A 13,977-nucleotide genomic window follows, 5' to 3' on the forward strand; every position below is an offset into this window, starting at 1 on the left:
GAGGATATGGCAGAACAGTACACAACCAGACAGAACCAGACGTGGGATGTGATCGCGAAAGAAGTGTACGGCGATGAAAAGTACACCGAACAGCTCATGAAAAACAATTTGGATAAAATAGACATTTTTGTATTTTCTGCCGGTACGGTTTTAAACACACCGGAAATCGAAACACAGCAGAAGGAGGATGTCAATCTTCCGGAGTGGAGGCGTTGATGGAACCGAGAAAATACAGCGTAGGTATTGGAATCTGGAGAGATGGACCGGATAAAACTTTTTCGGATAAGATTGAGCAGTTTTCATACACGGATTACGCGGCGGGCAGCAGTGACGCCATATCTGCAAAGGTCAATAATCTTGATTATCGCTGGATGGTGACATATGCGCTAAGAAAAGGGGACAGGATCGAAGCTGTTATCATGCACAGAGAAAACGGAGTGGAAGAAAAGTTCCTGGACTGTGGAGATTTTGTGGTAGACGAGATCGGGCTTTCCGGACGGCCGCTGATCGGAACGATCGGCGCACAATCTGCCCCGGTTGATACAAACTGGAAGTCTAAAGAAAGAGAAAAAAGTTGGAATAACACCACTCTGAAACAGGTGGCGACAGATGTGGCGGCAAACTATGCACTGCCATTGACATATGACGGTGAAGAGATATCCATATCTCATGTAGAGCAAGAAAAAAGATCGGACAGCAGTTTTTTAAGCGAGCTTGCGGAAAAGTATGGGTTCGCAATGAAGGTTTATTCGCAGAAAATCGTGCTGTACCAGTATAAGGCGTATGAGGCAAAGGATCCGGTCATGCAGCTGGTGGAGAGTGACTTTGACTCCTGGAGCTGGAACACGTCGTTGCTTGACTCGTACACTGGAGCACACTATAACTATACCAATTCGGAGTCGGGAGAAACGTATGATTTTACGATCGGATCAGAAGAGCGTGTGCTAGAGGTCAGCGAGGAGGCGGACAGCTTACAGGATGCACAGCGGATCACAGTAGAGAAGCTGAATGCGAGTAACAGAGGATGCACAACGATGTCATGCTCATTGAAGCTCCCGAAGAAACTTGTTGCGACGTCGAATATAAAGCTGTATGGATTTGGGATCATGGATGGAAAATATTTCGTAAACCAGGTGACACATTCGCTCGGCGGAAGCTACAAAATGACATTGGAGCTGCAAAAAATAGAGCAGAGAATAGAAGCGTAGGTGATAGGGATGGGCGCAAAGATAGCGTATGTATCGAATGTGGACTATGGAAAAGGTATGGTCCGCGTGGCGTATGCAGGGAGTGACAAGGTATCGAAAAACATTCCATACATCGCAAACGGCGAGTACCGGATGCCAAAAAAAGGCGAGCTGGTATTCGTGATCGAAGGCGATGGAGGAACGGTTGCACTTGGAACAATGCATAATGAACTGAACCCACCGGAGAAGTCAGGAAAAGGGATTTACTATAAGAGATTTAATGACAGTTGTGCAGTCACAGCCACGGAAAACGACATTATCTTTGAACTGGGCGAAAAGAGTGTGGCGTTAAGTAAGGTGGCGGGATTGCTGGAAGGAGATTAGGATGAGCGAGGCGAATGATGCGGCGGATTTAGCAGCATACAATCGGGAGAACTGGATGCCAGCCACGGTGATCGGATCATTTGGACCGTACATGAACTTTGCGGTGTCAGACAGCTATATGTTTACGTTTTCAAATTTTCAGAGAGAGGTTTCCGGAAAATGGAGTACGCATGAGGGAATCCTGTCAAAAGCAGAGAGCGAGTACATTGGTTGGGATCTGAGCAGCATGACATTTGACATCATACTATCAATGGCGCATGGTATCAATCCGCGCCTGATGCTGGATCTGTTGGAGTATCAGGTCAAGTCAGGTGCGGTCGAGATGCTGGTCATAGGCGGGAGGCGTGTCGGGTTTGGCAATGGTATTTATTACAAGATTACAAAGATCAGCGAAGCATGGAACACGATATACAGGAATGGATTGCTTTATGAATGCAAAATAACGTTGACGGTGGAGGAATATTAAATGGATCTGAATGATGCAAAGATAAAAGCAGACTTTGATTTGGATAAGGACATAGAACTTGGCTTAAAGACGTTGTATTCCACGCGTGCTGGAACGATGCCGCTTGATCGGGAGTTTGGAATTAAAGGAGATTTCTTGGGCGAAACAATGCCGGTTTTGCAAAACCAGTATGCAGTGGAGATCATGACAAAGACAGAAAAGTATGAGCCGAGAGTGTTTGTACGACAGGTGACGTTTGAATCTGACCAGAAATCCGGGAAAGTGACACCGGTCATATACCTGGAGCGGGGGAGGGAGACATAAATGGAAGATACAATCAAAAACATACCGGATGTCAGCTTTATAGATGGACTGACACTGGAGGATCTGCAAAATCAGATGATTAGTGATTTTACCACAAAGTACCGGGAAATAACCGGAAAAGACATAGAGCTATCGCTTGCAAATCCATACAGGTTGATCCTGTATGCAGTGACGTTACAACACTATCAGATGTATATGCATCTTGATAATGCAGCAAAAATGAATCTGCTGAAATATTCCAGGGGATCATTTTTAGATCAGGTGGCGGCACTCAGAGGGGTACAAAGGGATAAGGGAGCATGTGCCATGACTACACTGCGTTTTGCAGTGGATGATGTGATGCCATCAGCGATCACGATTCCGGCCGGCACAAAAGTGTCAGGAAATGGAATCGTGTTTGCAACAACAGAAGTTGGTGAGATTAAGGCAGGACAAGAATCTGTGGACATCCCGGCACAGTGTACAGAACTTGGGGAAAAAGGGAATGGATATTTGCCGGGCGAGATAAGCAGGATGGTAGATACCATTCCCTTTGTTGATACCGCAACAAATATAAAGGAGACTGCCGGAGGTGCGGATGAGGAGACGGATGACCATCTGGCAGACAGGGTATATCACGCACCGTCTGCCTATTCGGTGGCGGGACCGGCAGATGCATATGCGTATTATGCAAAAGTGGCAAATCCGTTGATCGAGGATGTATATGTATCCTCACCGGCACCGACAGAAGTTGAGGTACGGTTGTCCATGCAGGGAGGCAGACTGCCAAGCGAAGAATTGATTACCAGTGTAACAGAATATCTGAGCGCGCGCGACAGGCGGCCGCTGACAGACAAGGTGAAGGTGCTGGCACCGGATACAGTCACATACAACATAGACCTGACTTACTATATTGCAGACGCGCAAAAAGCGGTTGCGCTGGAGATACAGAAAAAAGTCCAGGATGCGATCGAAAGCTATATCCTGTGGCAAAACAGTAAGATAGGAAAAGATATCAATCCATCCTATTTGACGCACCTGATCGTGGCGGCGGGTGCTCGACGTGTGGAAATCAACGAACCGGTGCATACGGTTGTTGAAAAGACGGCGATACCGCAGATTGGAACAAAAACAGTGACATATGGAGGGATTGAATATGATTAGTTTGGCCGACAGTGAGATCAAAGATATTCTGCCGCTCAATTTGGCGGGACAGCCAGAGGTACAGGCAATCAGCTATGCAATTAAATTGAGCCAGAAAAGGATCCTGGAAAAGGTGTCGCAGTCAATGATTTATGCGGCGATAGATGATCTGCCGGAAAAAATTGTGGATGTTCTTGCAGCGGAACTGCGGGCTCAATACTACGATCAGGCACTTCCGATTGAAAACAAAAGACAGATTGTTAAAAACGCACTGTATATTTATTCGAAGGCAGGGACACCGGAGGCAGTGGAAAAAATGATCCGGTATATATTCGGGACTGGAGAAGTACATGAGTGGTTTGAGACAGGTGGCGCGCCGGGGACATTCTCACTCAGCATACCTGAGACAAGGACAGAAGAGGCGTTTGAAAAATTCCGGAAGATGATCGATGGCGTCAAAAATGCAAGGTCGCATCTGGAGCATATCAATTTTGGAGCAACAACGAAAGCAGAGGCGAAAGCCGGGCTGTCGCCACCGGTAACAGTAATGTTTTTAACGGTAAAATAAGGAGGGAGAGAAAGTGGCGGAGTTTAAAAAATCAGTAATAACAACAGCAGGACTGGCTATGCTTGCAGATGCAATGCTGACAGATACTGCTATCACGTTCACACAAATCGCAGTCGGAGCCGGAGAATACACCGGAGAAGAGCTGACTGCGATTGTTGCATTAAAGGATCCAAAACAGGTGTTTGATGTGACAAAGGTCTCGGTGATCGATGATAACAACCTGAAAATCCAGAGCCGCATCAATAACGATGAGACATTGGTTGGATATTACATCCGGGAGATTGGGATTTATGGCAAGCTGGCAGATGGAGAAGAAAAGCTGGTAGCGATCACTATCGCGGAAAAGGCAGATTACTTCCCGGATCACGATACCGCACCCGTAACGTTGATCTATGAAAACTATCTGCAGATCCAGAACTGCGATAAGATCCTTTTCCAGTATACATTTCCGAGCGGGGTTTACGCCACGCAGGAAGACATGGAGGCATTGGACAAGAAATTCAGTGCTCCGACCTATGAGGAAGTAAAAGACCTCGAAGAGTTGACCAGCGGGGAAAAATATACCACAGCGTGGGGAAAACTGAAAAAGGCTGTAAAGGCATTGATAGATCATATTGGGGATAAAAAGAATCCGCATGGTGTTACAAAAGCACAGGTTGGGCTTGGAAAATGTGACAATACAGCAGACAAAGATAAATCTGTTAAATCTGCCACGTCTGCAGGTAATGCGGATACTGTGGATGGGAAACATTTTGCGGATATCCAGACAGACGCGCAGGCAAGGGCAGATAAGTGCCTAAAGCTGACAGGTGGTACGGTAACAGGGAACGTGATTGTTAATGCGGATCTTTCTACGAGTGGAAACCATGGGATTTACTGGTTTAGATTGATAAAATCGAATGACGAGTTGCACTTAAAATCATCGGGAAACACGAAAAATGTAAACGTGTTTGGACGGCTGTTGAACGTGGTAAATGCAGAAGCTACCAGCAACATGGATGTGCAGTGCCTTAATGTCCATTATGGAGGATCGCTGGTACATGATTCGTATCGAGGAGCAAAAGAAAATATCTCCAGGACGTTGGACGAAAGGATCAGAAAAATCCTTGAAGTACCAATAGAAAGCTTTGATTACAGGCCGGGCTTTGGCAACGATAAAAAAGATGTCGTTGGCGTAATTGTTGACGAGATAGAGAAAATCATACCAGAAGCGGTAGAAATACCGGAGGACTGGAATGAAGAAGAGTTTAATGAACTTTTGGGGGATATGGGAAATAAAACATTGCCGGGCGTAAATGCGACAGCATTTGTACCTTACTTGATCGGAATGGTGCAAATCCTGAATAGAGAAATCGAAGAACTGAAAGGGAGGAAGTAAAAGACATGTTAAAAATGTATGTGAATGGGAAAGAGCTTGAACCGGTAGGTCTTGGAGCACAGATGGGACGATTGGATAATGAGGAAATCTTGTGTGTCACATTTAAAAGCTCCGGTCAGATGGAGACAGCAGTCAAAGTTTTTGAGAATTTGACGGACGACAGTACGGTGATCCTGGAAAATGAGAAAAAGAAGATGCGGTACACCGGGTACACGGTCCTTGATGATGAAGTGGTGGCGCGGAAAAACACTGACGGAACGTATACATATAGTGTCCGATTGAAAAAAAAGTCAGCACTGGAAGTGGCAAAACAGGCTGCGGCGGATGTGGAATATCTTGCAGCAGTAGCAGGCGTGGATCTGTAAGGAGGTGATGAACATGAACGTAAAGGAGTTGGCTGAAAAGAATTATCCAAAACACTGGAGCAAAAAGAGACTGGCATATCTTGTCAGCATCGGGAGGCTGACCGAAGAGGACTATGCAGAAATTACAGAACGATCAAATGACGAAAAAGAGATTACAGTTTAAGCCAGGAATTTCTGGCAGAAAGAGAGGAAAACAAAATGAAAATTGATAAAATTAATATGATTTATGGACTGATTGCAACTATGGGGGTAGCATTACTCGGAAAATACTGGTTCCTGTTTGCAGGATTCCTGTTGTTAAATGTGATTGATTATGCAACTGGGTACTGCAAAGCGAAATTCTATAATAAGAATGAATCCAGTGCGATCGGCGCAAAAGGCATCTTTAAAAAAGTATGGTACTGGACTGTTATTGGAATTGCCTTTTTTGTTTCGATGAGTTTCACATATATGGGAGAGGTTATCGGCGTTGATTTGTCTTTTGTACAGTTTTTTGGGTGGTTTACACTTGCAACATACCTTATTAACGAGATCCGTAGCATTTTAGAAAACCTCGTAGAGATGAATGTGAAAGTGCCGACATTTTTGATTGTTGGACTTTCTGTGACACAGAAATTACTTGATGCGAAAACAGAAGTCAAAGAAAGCGAGGGATAATCATGGCAATTAAAATTGGACATGCAAGCATTAGCGAAAATGGCAGTGTAAATGGCGCTGCCGGAGATCAGACGGGACGTGAGGTATGTACCAGGACGTGGTACAGCAAGCCGTGGAGCCTCGTGCTCAGATGCAAGGATCCTGCGATAGCGGAGCGCATGGCGCGCGCTTGTGAAAAAGGATGCGCAAACAACAACATTGGATACTCACAGGCAGACCGGAACAGTGCGCACGCCCAGGCGCACAAAGTTGGTTATGACCTTGCAAAGATTACGTCGAGGTGTAATACGGATTGCTCGGCTTTTATGACGCTTTGTGCCATTGCGGCGGGAGTGTCAAGTCTTGAATATACCGGAAATGCGCCGACTACATCCAATATGCGGGCGCGCTTTGCGGCAACGGGCAAATTTGATGTATTGACCGACAAAAAGTATCTTACCTCAGATGCGCATTTAAAGCGCGGAGACATCCTGGTTAAACCAGGAAGCCATACGGTCATGGCGTTACAGAATGGATCTAAAGCATCAGTATCAGCGGCAAAGCCGGCGGCATCAGCGCCAGCAAAACAGCCAGAGATCAAAGCGGCAGAAGCAGAGCCGACCGAAAAAGAGGAGAAAAGGGAGGATGTATACATGTTTGAAGTACCAATTTTGGGCGGAGGAATGAAAGGTAATGCAGTTTTATTATGGCAAAAGCTGCTTGCAGGTTGCGGGTATGATCTGGGCGAGGATGGACGAGCAGGGAACTTGTCTGGAGAATTTAATGCCGGTACATATCTTGCAACACTTGACTACAAAAAGCACGTCGGAATCACAATCGGTGAAGATGGAACAGATGGAAGAGTGACGCCAGAAGTTTGGAAAGCAATGCTTGGAATCTAAAACAAAAGGCAATCCGGGGGAGTATACTACCGGATTGCCTTTTGCTATAATTTGTGTTAATCATATTATTTCGTTCTGCTTTTCGAGAAGTGTTAATAACGCTGTCATTGTCATTTCCTGAATGTACTCGTCGTGGTGCAATTCGCTTGCGCCTATTGGTTCTTCTTTTTCGATAAAATCATAATTCGTGTAAAGTGTAACATCTGCGCTTTCTTTACACCATACGGCGACAATCTTATCTCCACCAAATTCTGCGATATCTTCCTTTAATTCTTCGATCAGTTCCGAACACTCAAAACTGATATTTTCACCTTGTGAATTTATGAAACCCATGTTGCCTCCTAATATTTATAATGCCCGTCTTCATCAAAGTCATTTTCCCCGATTTCGATTCGACCATTTTTTGTGTTTCTCTCAAAAGTTTGGTAATAGGCTTTCCCGTCTCTGTTTGCAATGAGGAGCCATAATTCCTCGTCTGTCAAATGATGCTGATCCACAAATGCCTGGACCTTGTCGTAATCAAGTTCGCCATCGGTATCCTTGAATTCTTCATCGTCCTCTGTCTTGTCATATTTTTCGAGCACTGCGCGATCATAAACATCGTAATCATAGTCGTTGATAATTTCCTTGCTCATTAACAAGTTAAATAAGTCTGCAAAGCTGCTGGCCTCAAAGCTACGTTTCCAAATTCCGTCTGTTGATTTTCCACTCCAATAAATCATAATAATACCTCCGTTTTTTATTTTACCATTGATTGTTTATAATTAGCAATATGATTTAATTTTAGTTCTGCGTAATCTCTTTAAGTTCTGCTCTGTGTTCATTCATTTTGTATCCTCCTTATTATCTGTGTTCCTTTGATGATTATATTGTACACGATAATAGATGAAAAGTCTATTGACATAGTATACAATAATAGACGGAAAACGAGTATGTGATTTGTATAAAGAGTACACAAAAATAGACGTTGACATAATACAGAAAATCTATTATCATATATAAAAGGAAAGAGGTGTTGCAAATGGCAAATTATGGAGCAAACGGATATATTGACTTTTCTAAGCTGTGGACTATTTTAGATAGAAAAGGATATAATAAGCAGTGGTTAAAGAACAACGGGATACATTCCAATACGGTAGCAAAGTTGACTAAGAATGAGAATGTGACTTGTGAGGTTATATGTAATCTATGCAAATTACTAAATTGCCAGCCTGGAGATATAATGGAATATAAAAATAATTTGAGTACATGAAAATAGACTATTGACACATACACGATAATAGACTATAATATAACCATAGCAAAGAGAAAACGCCATAAGGAGAAAAGCTATGACCGTAGAAGAAATCAAAAATCTAATTGAAGACGCAGAATTTGAATACATTGGTATTCGCACAGATAGCAGAGATTATAAGGTTGGCGAAGTAATGGATAATTCACACCAGCTTTTTCAGGATGCAGATTGCGGTGGGGAACTGGTAGAGGAAGGACCGTATGCAGGCTTCTATGATGCAGGAGAGCTTGATGGAACATGTGCTTTAAAGGCTTCCGAGGACAATGTAGAGGAAATGATCGCAAAGGTTAAGGCATATGGAAAGAAAATTTATCTGATTGGTGGCGACTCAATGGAATATGGGTATGATGCTGGAGAAATTATCATCAGAGAGGCAGAGGTAATTGCAAGCCTATAAATGGAAAAATATCAAAGAAGAGCTAGAGGAATAAAATGCCTGGAAATATAAAAAGGTGTGTTATTTGCGGAAAAGAATATCAGTGTCCCCCATCACGCAATATAGTAACATGCTCGCGAGAATGCAGACTGAAATATTTAAGCAAAACTCATAAAGGGTCAAAGCAATCCGAGGAGAGCAAACGCAGAATGTCAGAAGCAAGGCGCACGAATCCGCGAAATATGGAAATACAGCGAAAAGCCACGGAAGCCGCGAAGAAAAGCCCGAAATCCGGAAGGTTTGAAACAAACAGGGCGGCGATAGATTGGCATTTAGTAAGCCCAGAGGGAGAGCACTTTTATATTCATTCTCTGTCTTTTTGGCTCCGGGAAAATTGTAATAAATACTTTGGGGTAGAGCCGGACAGCAAACAGTTTTTTAATATAATTGCGGGATTGAGCCGTGTTAAAAGATCGGTTCTCGGGACACTTCCAGAAGGGCAACGCCCCGGATATAGTTATAAAGGTTGGTCGGTGATTCCGACCGATGATGATAAACACTGGCGGGAACGATAGAAAAATATCTGGAAGGCATCAAATAGAGGGAAGAATAAAAGGAAGCTATTGATCTTAAAAAAGATCAGTAGCTTTTTGTGAAAAAGAATGTGACATATAAATAGGAAATAATACATAATTGTTATATCTTACGGTAGTACGGAGGCCCAGACGGCGAAATGGGCGCGTCCATGCGTTACCTCTCCCAGAGATATTCCATGCCGTACCGCAAAGTTTCCGGTCTGCTGACCGATATAGGTACCGATGCAGCAGTACAAAAAAATCGGGAAAAAGAAAGGTTGACGAATCGAATGCTGAGTTATACAATATCACATTGACAGAAGAAAAAGAAAAGAGATGCGATTATGAAATTCATGAAACAATTTGGGATTATTCTGGCAGTCACGTTCCTCGGAGAGGCGTTAAAGTATGTCATTCCGCTTCCGATCCCGGCAAGCATTTACGGGCTGGTTCTGATGCTGCTTGCGCTTTGCACCGGTATTTTAAAACTGGATCAGGTGAAGGAGGCAGCGACATTTCTGATCGAGATCATGCCGATGATGTTTATTCCGGCGGCCGTAGGGCTGATGGATTCCTGGGCACAGATCAAAGGGATCTGCGTACCGCTTACAGCGGTCACGTTGATCACAACAGTCGTTGTCATGGCGGTAACAGGACTTGTGACACAGTTTATCATACGAAAGGGAGGCAAGGCGGACGATGGACAAGATGCTTAGTACCTCTGTATTCTTCGGCGTGTTTGCAAGCATTGCCGGATATGAGATCGGACTTTTATTAAAGAGAAAATTCAAACTGGCGCTTTTCAATCCACTGCTGATCGCGATCGTGGTCGTGATGGTGATCCTTGCGGGAACCGGCGTGGATTATGAAAGTTATAACGAGGGCGCGAAATATTTGAGCTACCTGCTCACACCGGCTACGGTATGTCTTGCGGTACCGCTTTATCAGCAGCTTTCCATGTTAAAAAGCAACTATAAAGCAATCTGCGGCGGGATCGTTGCGGGCGTGCTCACCAGTATTTTGTCGGTGCTCGGGCTCTGCGTGATATGCGGGTTTGACCATCAGATGTATGTGACACTGCTCCCGAAGTCGATCACAACTGCGATCGGGATGGGCGTGTCGGAAGAGCTTGGCGGCCTTGTCACGGTTACCGTGGCAGTGATCATCATTACCGGTGTATTTGGAAATATCATCGGCGAGGCAGTGTTTAAGATTTTCCATATCAAGGAAGCGGTTGCAAAGGGTGTGGCACTCGGAACTTCGGCGCATGCGATCGGAACCGCCCGGGCGATGGAACTTGGAGAAGTAGAAGGAGCCATGAGCAGTCTTGCCATTGCGGTTGCGGGTCTTATCACGGTAATCGGCGCGTCTGTTTTTGCGAATCTGTATTAATTGGATAAGGAGAAGTCTATGAAAAACTATGATACCGTAATTTTTGATCTGGACGGAACATTGCTTAATACCCTGGAAGATCTGACAGACAGTGTAAATTATGCGATGGACAAGTATGGGTTTCACACGCACACGATCGATGAAGTGCGCCGTTTTGTCGGAAACGGATTGAAAAAGCTGATGGAGCGGGCATTGCCGTCTGACGTGACAGAGGAACAGTTTCAGGCAGTGTTTACAGATTTCTGCGCACATTACGGAGAAAACTGCGCGAAGAAGACGTGTCCTTATGCGGGAATACCGGAACTGCTCGATCAGTTAAACGCGCAGGGCATGAAGCTTGCCATCGTATCCAATAAAGGAGATTTCGCGGTGCAGCAGCTGCGGGATCTGTATTTTAAAGGAAAGATCGGGGTGGCGATCGGTGAAAAGACCGGGATCCGCCGGAAACCGGCACCGGATACGGCGTTTGAGGCGATGAAAAGACTCGGAAGCGACAGCGCGCACAGTGTCTATGTCGGAGACTCGGATGTGGACATTGAAACCGCAAAAAACGCGGGACTTTCCTGTATCAGCGTGACCTGGGGATTCCGTGACCGGGCATTTCTGGAAGCACACGGGGCAAAGTATTTTGCGGACACACCCAAAGATATCCTTGCTTTCTTAGAGCGTTAGAAAAAAGAAAACGGGGAATGAAGAAAAAAATGCGGCATACACTGATAAAAAACAGGTGAGAACCATGAAAGTTGCCGCATATTGCAGAGTTTCTACCGAGCTGGACGATCAGCAGAATTCCCTAAAAAACCAGCAGGAATATTTTGCGTCCTTTATTCAAAAAAAAGAAGAAAACTGGAAATTTGCCGGGATCTACGCAGACGAGGGCATTTCCGGAACCAGTGTAAAAAAAAGAGAAGCTTTTCAGCAGATGATGGAAGACGCGAAAACGGGAAAGATAGATCTGATCTTAACGAAAGAGGTCAGCCGTTTTGCGCGAAATACCGTAGATACACTCATTGCCGTGCGCACACTGCGCACATTTGGCGTGGGTGTATTTTTTATTCTGGATCACATCGATACAAGAGAAAATGATGGAGAGATCCGGCTGACGCTTATGGCATCCATGGCACAGGAGGAGAGCCGAAAAATATCGCAGCGGGTGAAATGGGGGCAGAAACGCCAGATGGAGCGAGGAATCGTTTTCGGCAGAAGGCTGTTCGGGTATGAGCTGGATCACGGGGTATTAAGTGTTTGTGAGGCGGAAGCAGAGGTGGTGCAAAGGATCTACCGGAACTATGTAAAAGAAAAAAAGAAGACCGGAGAGATCGCCCGGGAATTAAACGCCGAGGGATATCTGACCGCACGAAAAAATCCATGGACGGATCTTGCGGTGAGCCGGATCCTAAAAAATGAAAAATATGTGGGAGATCTGGTGCAGAAAAAGACGTATACCGCGGATTATCTGACGCATGCAAAAAGAAAGAATGACGGGGCGGAGAAATTTGTCATACAAAAAGACCATCATCCCGCGATCATTTCAAGACAGCTTTTTTTGGAAGCGCAGGCGCGGTTATCCGAAAAGAAAAGAGCACCGGAGGAGATGAAAAAATACCGGAACCGTTACTGGTGCAGTGGAAAGGTGAGGTGCGGATGCTGTGGCAGTACCTGCGTGAGCAGGGTGCGCAGACGGCGGGACGGAAGTATCTCCCAGAGCTGGCTCTGCGCGAATGTGGCAGAATACGGAAGAAAAAGATCGGGCTGTGCCGGAAAGCGCGTGGCGGATCCGGTGCTGTATCAGGGATTTCTCGAGGCGGAAGAAAAAAGCGGTGCGCGTTTGGATGGCAGGAAAGATACTGCGGAGTTAAAAAGTATCATCATCGGAGAAAACGATCTGCTCTACCTGTTCCGGGACGGGCGGGTCTGGCGTACTGCACTGCAAAAGTAGGTACCGAAGAACTGGCGCATCTTGAGATCGTTGCTGCGATCGTGCATCAGCTTACAAGAAATCTTACGATGGATGAGATCAAGGCATCCGGGTTTGCGCCGTACTATACCGATCACACGGTAGGGATCTGGCCGCAGTCGGCGGGAGGAGTGCCGTTTAACGCAAACCAGTTCCAGTCGAGCGGCGATCCGATCACGGATCTGTTTGAAGATATGGCGGCGGAGCAGAAAGCGAGAAAGACGTATGACAATATTTTACGTCTGGTGAAAGATCCGGAGGTCTGCGATCCGATCCGCTTTTTAAGAGCAAGGGAGATCGTACACTTCCAGCGCTTCGGTGAGGGCTTAAATATGGTGAGAGAACATCTCGACAGCAAAAATTATTACGCGTTTAACCCGGCATTTGATAAAAATACGTTGTGAAAGAGAAAAAACTGGGGTAAAATAAAAGCATAAACTGCGAAAATACGAGGAGGAGAAGATGAGCGAGGAATTTATCACACTGACCATCGAAAAACAAAAGAATATCGCACTGATCGCGCATGATAATAAAAAAGCGGAACTGATCGACTGGTGCAACGAACACAAAGAGATTTTGAAAAAACATTTCTTATGCGGTACCGGAACGACTGCGCGCATGATCACGGATCAGACCGGACTGCCGGTCAAGGGCTATAACAGCGGCCCGCTCGGCGGAGACCAGCAGATCGGAGCAAAGATCGTGGAGGGAAAGGTAGATTTTGTCATATTCTTTTCCGACCCGCTGACAGCACAGCCGCATGACCCGGATGTGAAGGCGCTGCTGCGTATTGCGCAGGTATATGACATACCGATCGCAAATAACCGTTCTTCCGCAGATTTTATGATCCTTTCTTCTTTGATGGATGAATGTTATGAGAGAAAGGTCATCAATTTTAAAAAGAATATACAGGATCGTTCTAAGACACTTTAATCAACGAAACGATGACGAGAAGGCTGCATTTCGAAAGGAGATGCAGCCTTTTTGAGCCTTTTTGATAAAATTTTTCAATTGACAAGAGGGAAAAGTGCAATTACACTAATTAAGATTAGAATTTACTAACGAGAAGCGA

The 13,977-nt window shown here is 45.2% G+C and carries 23 protein-coding genes and 1 pseudogene; 22 read left to right on the forward strand and 2 right to left on the reverse strand.

What is annotated here, in order from left to right:
• Nucleotides 1–6: 6 nt before the first annotated feature.
• From H8Z76_RS03055 to H8Z76_RS03110, 12 genes are read left to right on the forward strand one after another with little or no spacing between them, the layout of a single operon-like run.
• Nucleotides 7–216, forward strand: coding sequence for a tail protein X (locus H8Z76_RS03055; RefSeq protein ID WP_186981644.1), 210 nt, complete (start codon nucleotides 7–9; stop codon nucleotides 214–216).
• Nucleotides 216–1,208, forward strand: a complete 993-nt coding sequence (locus tag H8Z76_RS03060; RefSeq protein WP_186981645.1) for a phage late control D family protein — start codon at nucleotides 216–218, stop codon at nucleotides 1,206–1,208. The genes H8Z76_RS03055 and H8Z76_RS03060 overlap by 1 nt, the downstream gene beginning before the upstream one ends.
• A 9-nt stretch (nucleotides 1,209–1,217) precedes the next feature.
• Nucleotides 1,218–1,571: a hypothetical protein gene (locus H8Z76_RS03065; protein WP_186981646.1), complete on the forward strand. Its 354-nt coding sequence runs from the start codon at nucleotides 1,218–1,220 to the stop codon at nucleotides 1,569–1,571.
• A gap of 1 nt (nucleotide 1,572) precedes the next feature.
• Nucleotides 1,573–2,037, forward strand: a complete 465-nt coding sequence (locus H8Z76_RS03070) for a phage tail protein (protein ID WP_186981647.1) — start codon at nucleotides 1,573–1,575, stop codon at nucleotides 2,035–2,037.
• A complete protein-coding gene (locus H8Z76_RS03075; RefSeq protein WP_186981648.1) occupies nucleotides 2,038–2,340 on the forward strand; it encodes a hypothetical protein in 303 nt (100 codons plus the stop codon).
• Complete coding sequence (locus tag H8Z76_RS03080) at nucleotides 2,341–3,483, forward strand: baseplate assembly protein (protein ID WP_186981649.1); 1,143 nt, start codon at nucleotides 2,341–2,343, stop codon at nucleotides 3,481–3,483.
• On the forward strand, nucleotides 3,476–4,030 hold the full coding sequence (locus H8Z76_RS03085) for a phage tail protein I (protein WP_186981650.1): 555 nt from the start codon (nucleotides 3,476–3,478) through the stop codon (nucleotides 4,028–4,030). Before H8Z76_RS03080 ends, H8Z76_RS03085 begins: the two co-directional genes overlap by 8 nt.
• A 13-nt stretch (nucleotides 4,031–4,043) precedes the next feature.
• Nucleotides 4,044–5,408: a phage tail-collar fiber domain-containing protein gene (locus H8Z76_RS13845; RefSeq protein ID WP_186981651.1), complete on the forward strand. Its 1,365-nt coding sequence runs from the start codon at nucleotides 4,044–4,046 to the stop codon at nucleotides 5,406–5,408.
• 5 nt (nucleotides 5,409–5,413) lie between these two features.
• Nucleotides 5,414–5,773, forward strand: a complete 360-nt coding sequence (locus H8Z76_RS03095; RefSeq protein ID WP_186981652.1) for a hypothetical protein — start codon at nucleotides 5,414–5,416, stop codon at nucleotides 5,771–5,773.
• 13 nt (nucleotides 5,774–5,786) lie between these two features.
• Nucleotides 5,787–5,936 carry an XkdX family protein gene (locus H8Z76_RS03100; RefSeq protein WP_186981653.1) on the forward strand — a complete coding sequence of 50 codons (150 nt, stop codon included), beginning with the start codon at nucleotides 5,787–5,789 and terminating at the stop codon, nucleotides 5,934–5,936.
• A 35-nt stretch (nucleotides 5,937–5,971) separates the two neighbouring features.
• A complete protein-coding gene (locus tag H8Z76_RS03105) occupies nucleotides 5,972–6,430 on the forward strand; it encodes a phage holin family protein (protein ID WP_186981654.1) in 459 nt (152 codons plus the stop codon).
• Between the two features lie 2 nt (nucleotides 6,431–6,432).
• Nucleotides 6,433–7,311, forward strand: coding sequence for an endolysin-like domain-containing protein (locus tag H8Z76_RS03110; RefSeq protein WP_186981655.1), 879 nt, complete (start codon nucleotides 6,433–6,435; stop codon nucleotides 7,309–7,311).
• Nucleotides 7,312–7,371: 60 nt separating this feature from the next.
• On the opposite strand, the gene H8Z76_RS03115 is transcribed toward H8Z76_RS03110, so the two are convergent.
• Together H8Z76_RS03115 and H8Z76_RS03120 are read right to left on the reverse strand one after the other, a co-directional pair.
• Complete coding sequence (locus tag H8Z76_RS03115) at nucleotides 7,372–7,644, reverse strand: hypothetical protein (protein ID WP_186981656.1); 273 nt, start codon at nucleotides 7,642–7,644, stop codon at nucleotides 7,372–7,374.
• Nucleotides 7,645–7,652: 8 nt separating this feature from the next.
• Nucleotides 7,653–8,033 carry a hypothetical protein gene (locus tag H8Z76_RS03120; RefSeq protein ID WP_186981657.1) on the reverse strand — a complete coding sequence of 127 codons (381 nt, stop codon included), beginning with the start codon at nucleotides 8,031–8,033 and terminating at the stop codon, nucleotides 7,653–7,655.
• Nucleotides 8,034–8,332: 299 nt separating this feature from the next.
• Between H8Z76_RS03120 and H8Z76_RS03125 the strand changes: the two genes are divergently transcribed.
• The 10 genes and pseudogenes from H8Z76_RS03125 to H8Z76_RS03170 all read left to right on the forward strand — a co-directional run bounded on the left by H8Z76_RS03125 (nucleotide 8,333) and on the right by H8Z76_RS03170 (nucleotide 13,838).
• Nucleotides 8,333–8,563 (forward strand): helix-turn-helix domain-containing protein, encoded by a 231-nt coding sequence (locus tag H8Z76_RS03125; RefSeq protein ID WP_022515088.1) that lies wholly within the window; start codon nucleotides 8,333–8,335, stop codon nucleotides 8,561–8,563.
• 79 nt (nucleotides 8,564–8,642) lie between these two features.
• Nucleotides 8,643–9,002: a hypothetical protein gene (locus H8Z76_RS03130; RefSeq protein WP_186981658.1), complete on the forward strand. Its 360-nt coding sequence runs from the start codon at nucleotides 8,643–8,645 to the stop codon at nucleotides 9,000–9,002.
• 188 nt (nucleotides 9,003–9,190) lie between these two features.
• Nucleotides 9,191–9,556 (forward strand): hypothetical protein, encoded by a 366-nt coding sequence (locus H8Z76_RS03135; protein WP_186981659.1) that lies wholly within the window; start codon nucleotides 9,191–9,193, stop codon nucleotides 9,554–9,556.
• Nucleotides 9,557–9,693: 137 nt separating this feature from the next.
• Nucleotides 9,694–9,801 (forward strand): annotated as a pseudogene (locus H8Z76_RS13940) (manganese catalase family protein); the annotation flags it as partial.
• 99 nt (nucleotides 9,802–9,900) lie between these two features.
• A complete protein-coding gene (locus H8Z76_RS03145; RefSeq protein ID WP_186981661.1) occupies nucleotides 9,901–10,272 on the forward strand; it encodes a CidA/LrgA family protein in 372 nt (123 codons plus the stop codon).
• Entirely contained in the window at nucleotides 10,256–10,948 is a 693-nt protein-coding gene (locus H8Z76_RS03150; protein ID WP_186981662.1) for an LrgB family protein, read from the forward strand. Before H8Z76_RS03145 ends, H8Z76_RS03150 begins: the two co-directional genes overlap by 17 nt.
• 18 nt (nucleotides 10,949–10,966) lie before the next feature.
• Complete coding sequence (locus H8Z76_RS03155) at nucleotides 10,967–11,620, forward strand: HAD family hydrolase (RefSeq protein WP_022515268.1); 654 nt, start codon at nucleotides 10,967–10,969, stop codon at nucleotides 11,618–11,620.
• A 64-nt stretch (nucleotides 11,621–11,684) separates the two neighbouring features.
• Complete coding sequence (locus H8Z76_RS03160) at nucleotides 11,685–12,887, forward strand: recombinase family protein (RefSeq protein ID WP_186981663.1); 1,203 nt, start codon at nucleotides 11,685–11,687, stop codon at nucleotides 12,885–12,887.
• A complete protein-coding gene (locus tag H8Z76_RS03165) occupies nucleotides 12,863–13,309 on the forward strand; it encodes a manganese catalase family protein (protein WP_408639481.1) in 447 nt (148 codons plus the stop codon). The genes H8Z76_RS03160 and H8Z76_RS03165 overlap by 25 nt, the downstream gene beginning before the upstream one ends.
• 58 nt (nucleotides 13,310–13,367) lie before the next feature.
• On the forward strand, nucleotides 13,368–13,838 hold the full coding sequence (locus tag H8Z76_RS03170) for a methylglyoxal synthase (RefSeq protein WP_022515272.1): 471 nt from the start codon (nucleotides 13,368–13,370) through the stop codon (nucleotides 13,836–13,838).
• Nucleotides 13,839–13,977 lie beyond the last annotated feature (139 nt).

The sequence above is a fragment of the Roseburia yibonii genome (genome assembly GCF_014297335.1).
In the GTDB taxonomy this organism is placed as follows: Bacteria; Bacillota; Clostridia; order Lachnospirales; family Lachnospiraceae; genus Roseburia_D; species Roseburia_D yibonii.

Excerpts from the sequence above, each read along its gene's own strand:
- H8Z76_RS03095 (WP_186981652.1), top strand. The coding sequence starts at position 5,414 with ATGTTAAAAATGTATGTGAATGGGAAAGAGCTTGAACCGGTAGGTCTT.
- H8Z76_RS03085 (WP_186981650.1), top strand. The coding sequence starts at position 3,476 with ATGATTAGTTTGGCCGACAGTGAGATCAAAGATATTCTGCCGCTCAAT.
- H8Z76_RS03075 (WP_186981648.1), top strand. The coding sequence starts at position 2,038 with ATGGATCTGAATGATGCAAAGATAAAAGCAGACTTTGATTTGGATAAG.
- H8Z76_RS03100 (WP_186981653.1), top strand. The coding sequence starts at position 5,787 with ATGAACGTAAAGGAGTTGGCTGAAAAGAATTATCCAAAACACTGGAGC.
- H8Z76_RS03065 (WP_186981646.1), top strand. The coding sequence starts at position 1,218 with ATGGGCGCAAAGATAGCGTATGTATCGAATGTGGACTATGGAAAAGGT.
- H8Z76_RS03115 (WP_186981656.1), bottom strand. The coding sequence starts at position 7,644 with ATGGGTTTCATAAATTCACAAGGTGAAAATATCAGTTTTGAGTGTTCG.
- H8Z76_RS03130 (WP_186981658.1), top strand. The coding sequence starts at position 8,643 with ATGACCGTAGAAGAAATCAAAAATCTAATTGAAGACGCAGAATTTGAA.
- H8Z76_RS03150 (WP_186981662.1), top strand. The coding sequence starts at position 10,256 with ATGGACAAGATGCTTAGTACCTCTGTATTCTTCGGCGTGTTTGCAAGC.
- H8Z76_RS03105 (WP_186981654.1), top strand. The coding sequence starts at position 5,972 with ATGAAAATTGATAAAATTAATATGATTTATGGACTGATTGCAACTATG.
- H8Z76_RS03155 (WP_022515268.1), top strand. The coding sequence starts at position 10,967 with ATGAAAAACTATGATACCGTAATTTTTGATCTGGACGGAACATTGCTT.
- H8Z76_RS03120 (WP_186981657.1), bottom strand. The coding sequence starts at position 8,033 with ATGATTTATTGGAGTGGAAAATCAACAGACGGAATTTGGAAACGTAGC.
- H8Z76_RS03080 (WP_186981649.1), top strand. The coding sequence starts at position 2,341 with ATGGAAGATACAATCAAAAACATACCGGATGTCAGCTTTATAGATGGA.
- H8Z76_RS03160 (WP_186981663.1), top strand. The coding sequence starts at position 11,685 with ATGAAAGTTGCCGCATATTGCAGAGTTTCTACCGAGCTGGACGATCAG.
- H8Z76_RS03110 (WP_186981655.1), top strand. The coding sequence starts at position 6,433 with ATGGCAATTAAAATTGGACATGCAAGCATTAGCGAAAATGGCAGTGTA.
- H8Z76_RS03070 (WP_186981647.1), top strand. The coding sequence starts at position 1,573 with ATGAGCGAGGCGAATGATGCGGCGGATTTAGCAGCATACAATCGGGAG.
- H8Z76_RS03060 (WP_186981645.1), top strand. The coding sequence starts at position 216 with ATGGAACCGAGAAAATACAGCGTAGGTATTGGAATCTGGAGAGATGGA.
- H8Z76_RS03145 (WP_186981661.1), top strand. The coding sequence starts at position 9,901 with ATGAAATTCATGAAACAATTTGGGATTATTCTGGCAGTCACGTTCCTC.
- H8Z76_RS03055 (WP_186981644.1), top strand. The coding sequence starts at position 7 with ATGGCAGAACAGTACACAACCAGACAGAACCAGACGTGGGATGTGATC.
- H8Z76_RS03135 (WP_186981659.1), top strand. The coding sequence starts at position 9,191 with ATGTCAGAAGCAAGGCGCACGAATCCGCGAAATATGGAAATACAGCGA.
- H8Z76_RS03170 (WP_022515272.1), top strand. The coding sequence starts at position 13,368 with ATGAGCGAGGAATTTATCACACTGACCATCGAAAAACAAAAGAATATC.
- H8Z76_RS03125 (WP_022515088.1), top strand. The coding sequence starts at position 8,333 with ATGGCAAATTATGGAGCAAACGGATATATTGACTTTTCTAAGCTGTGG.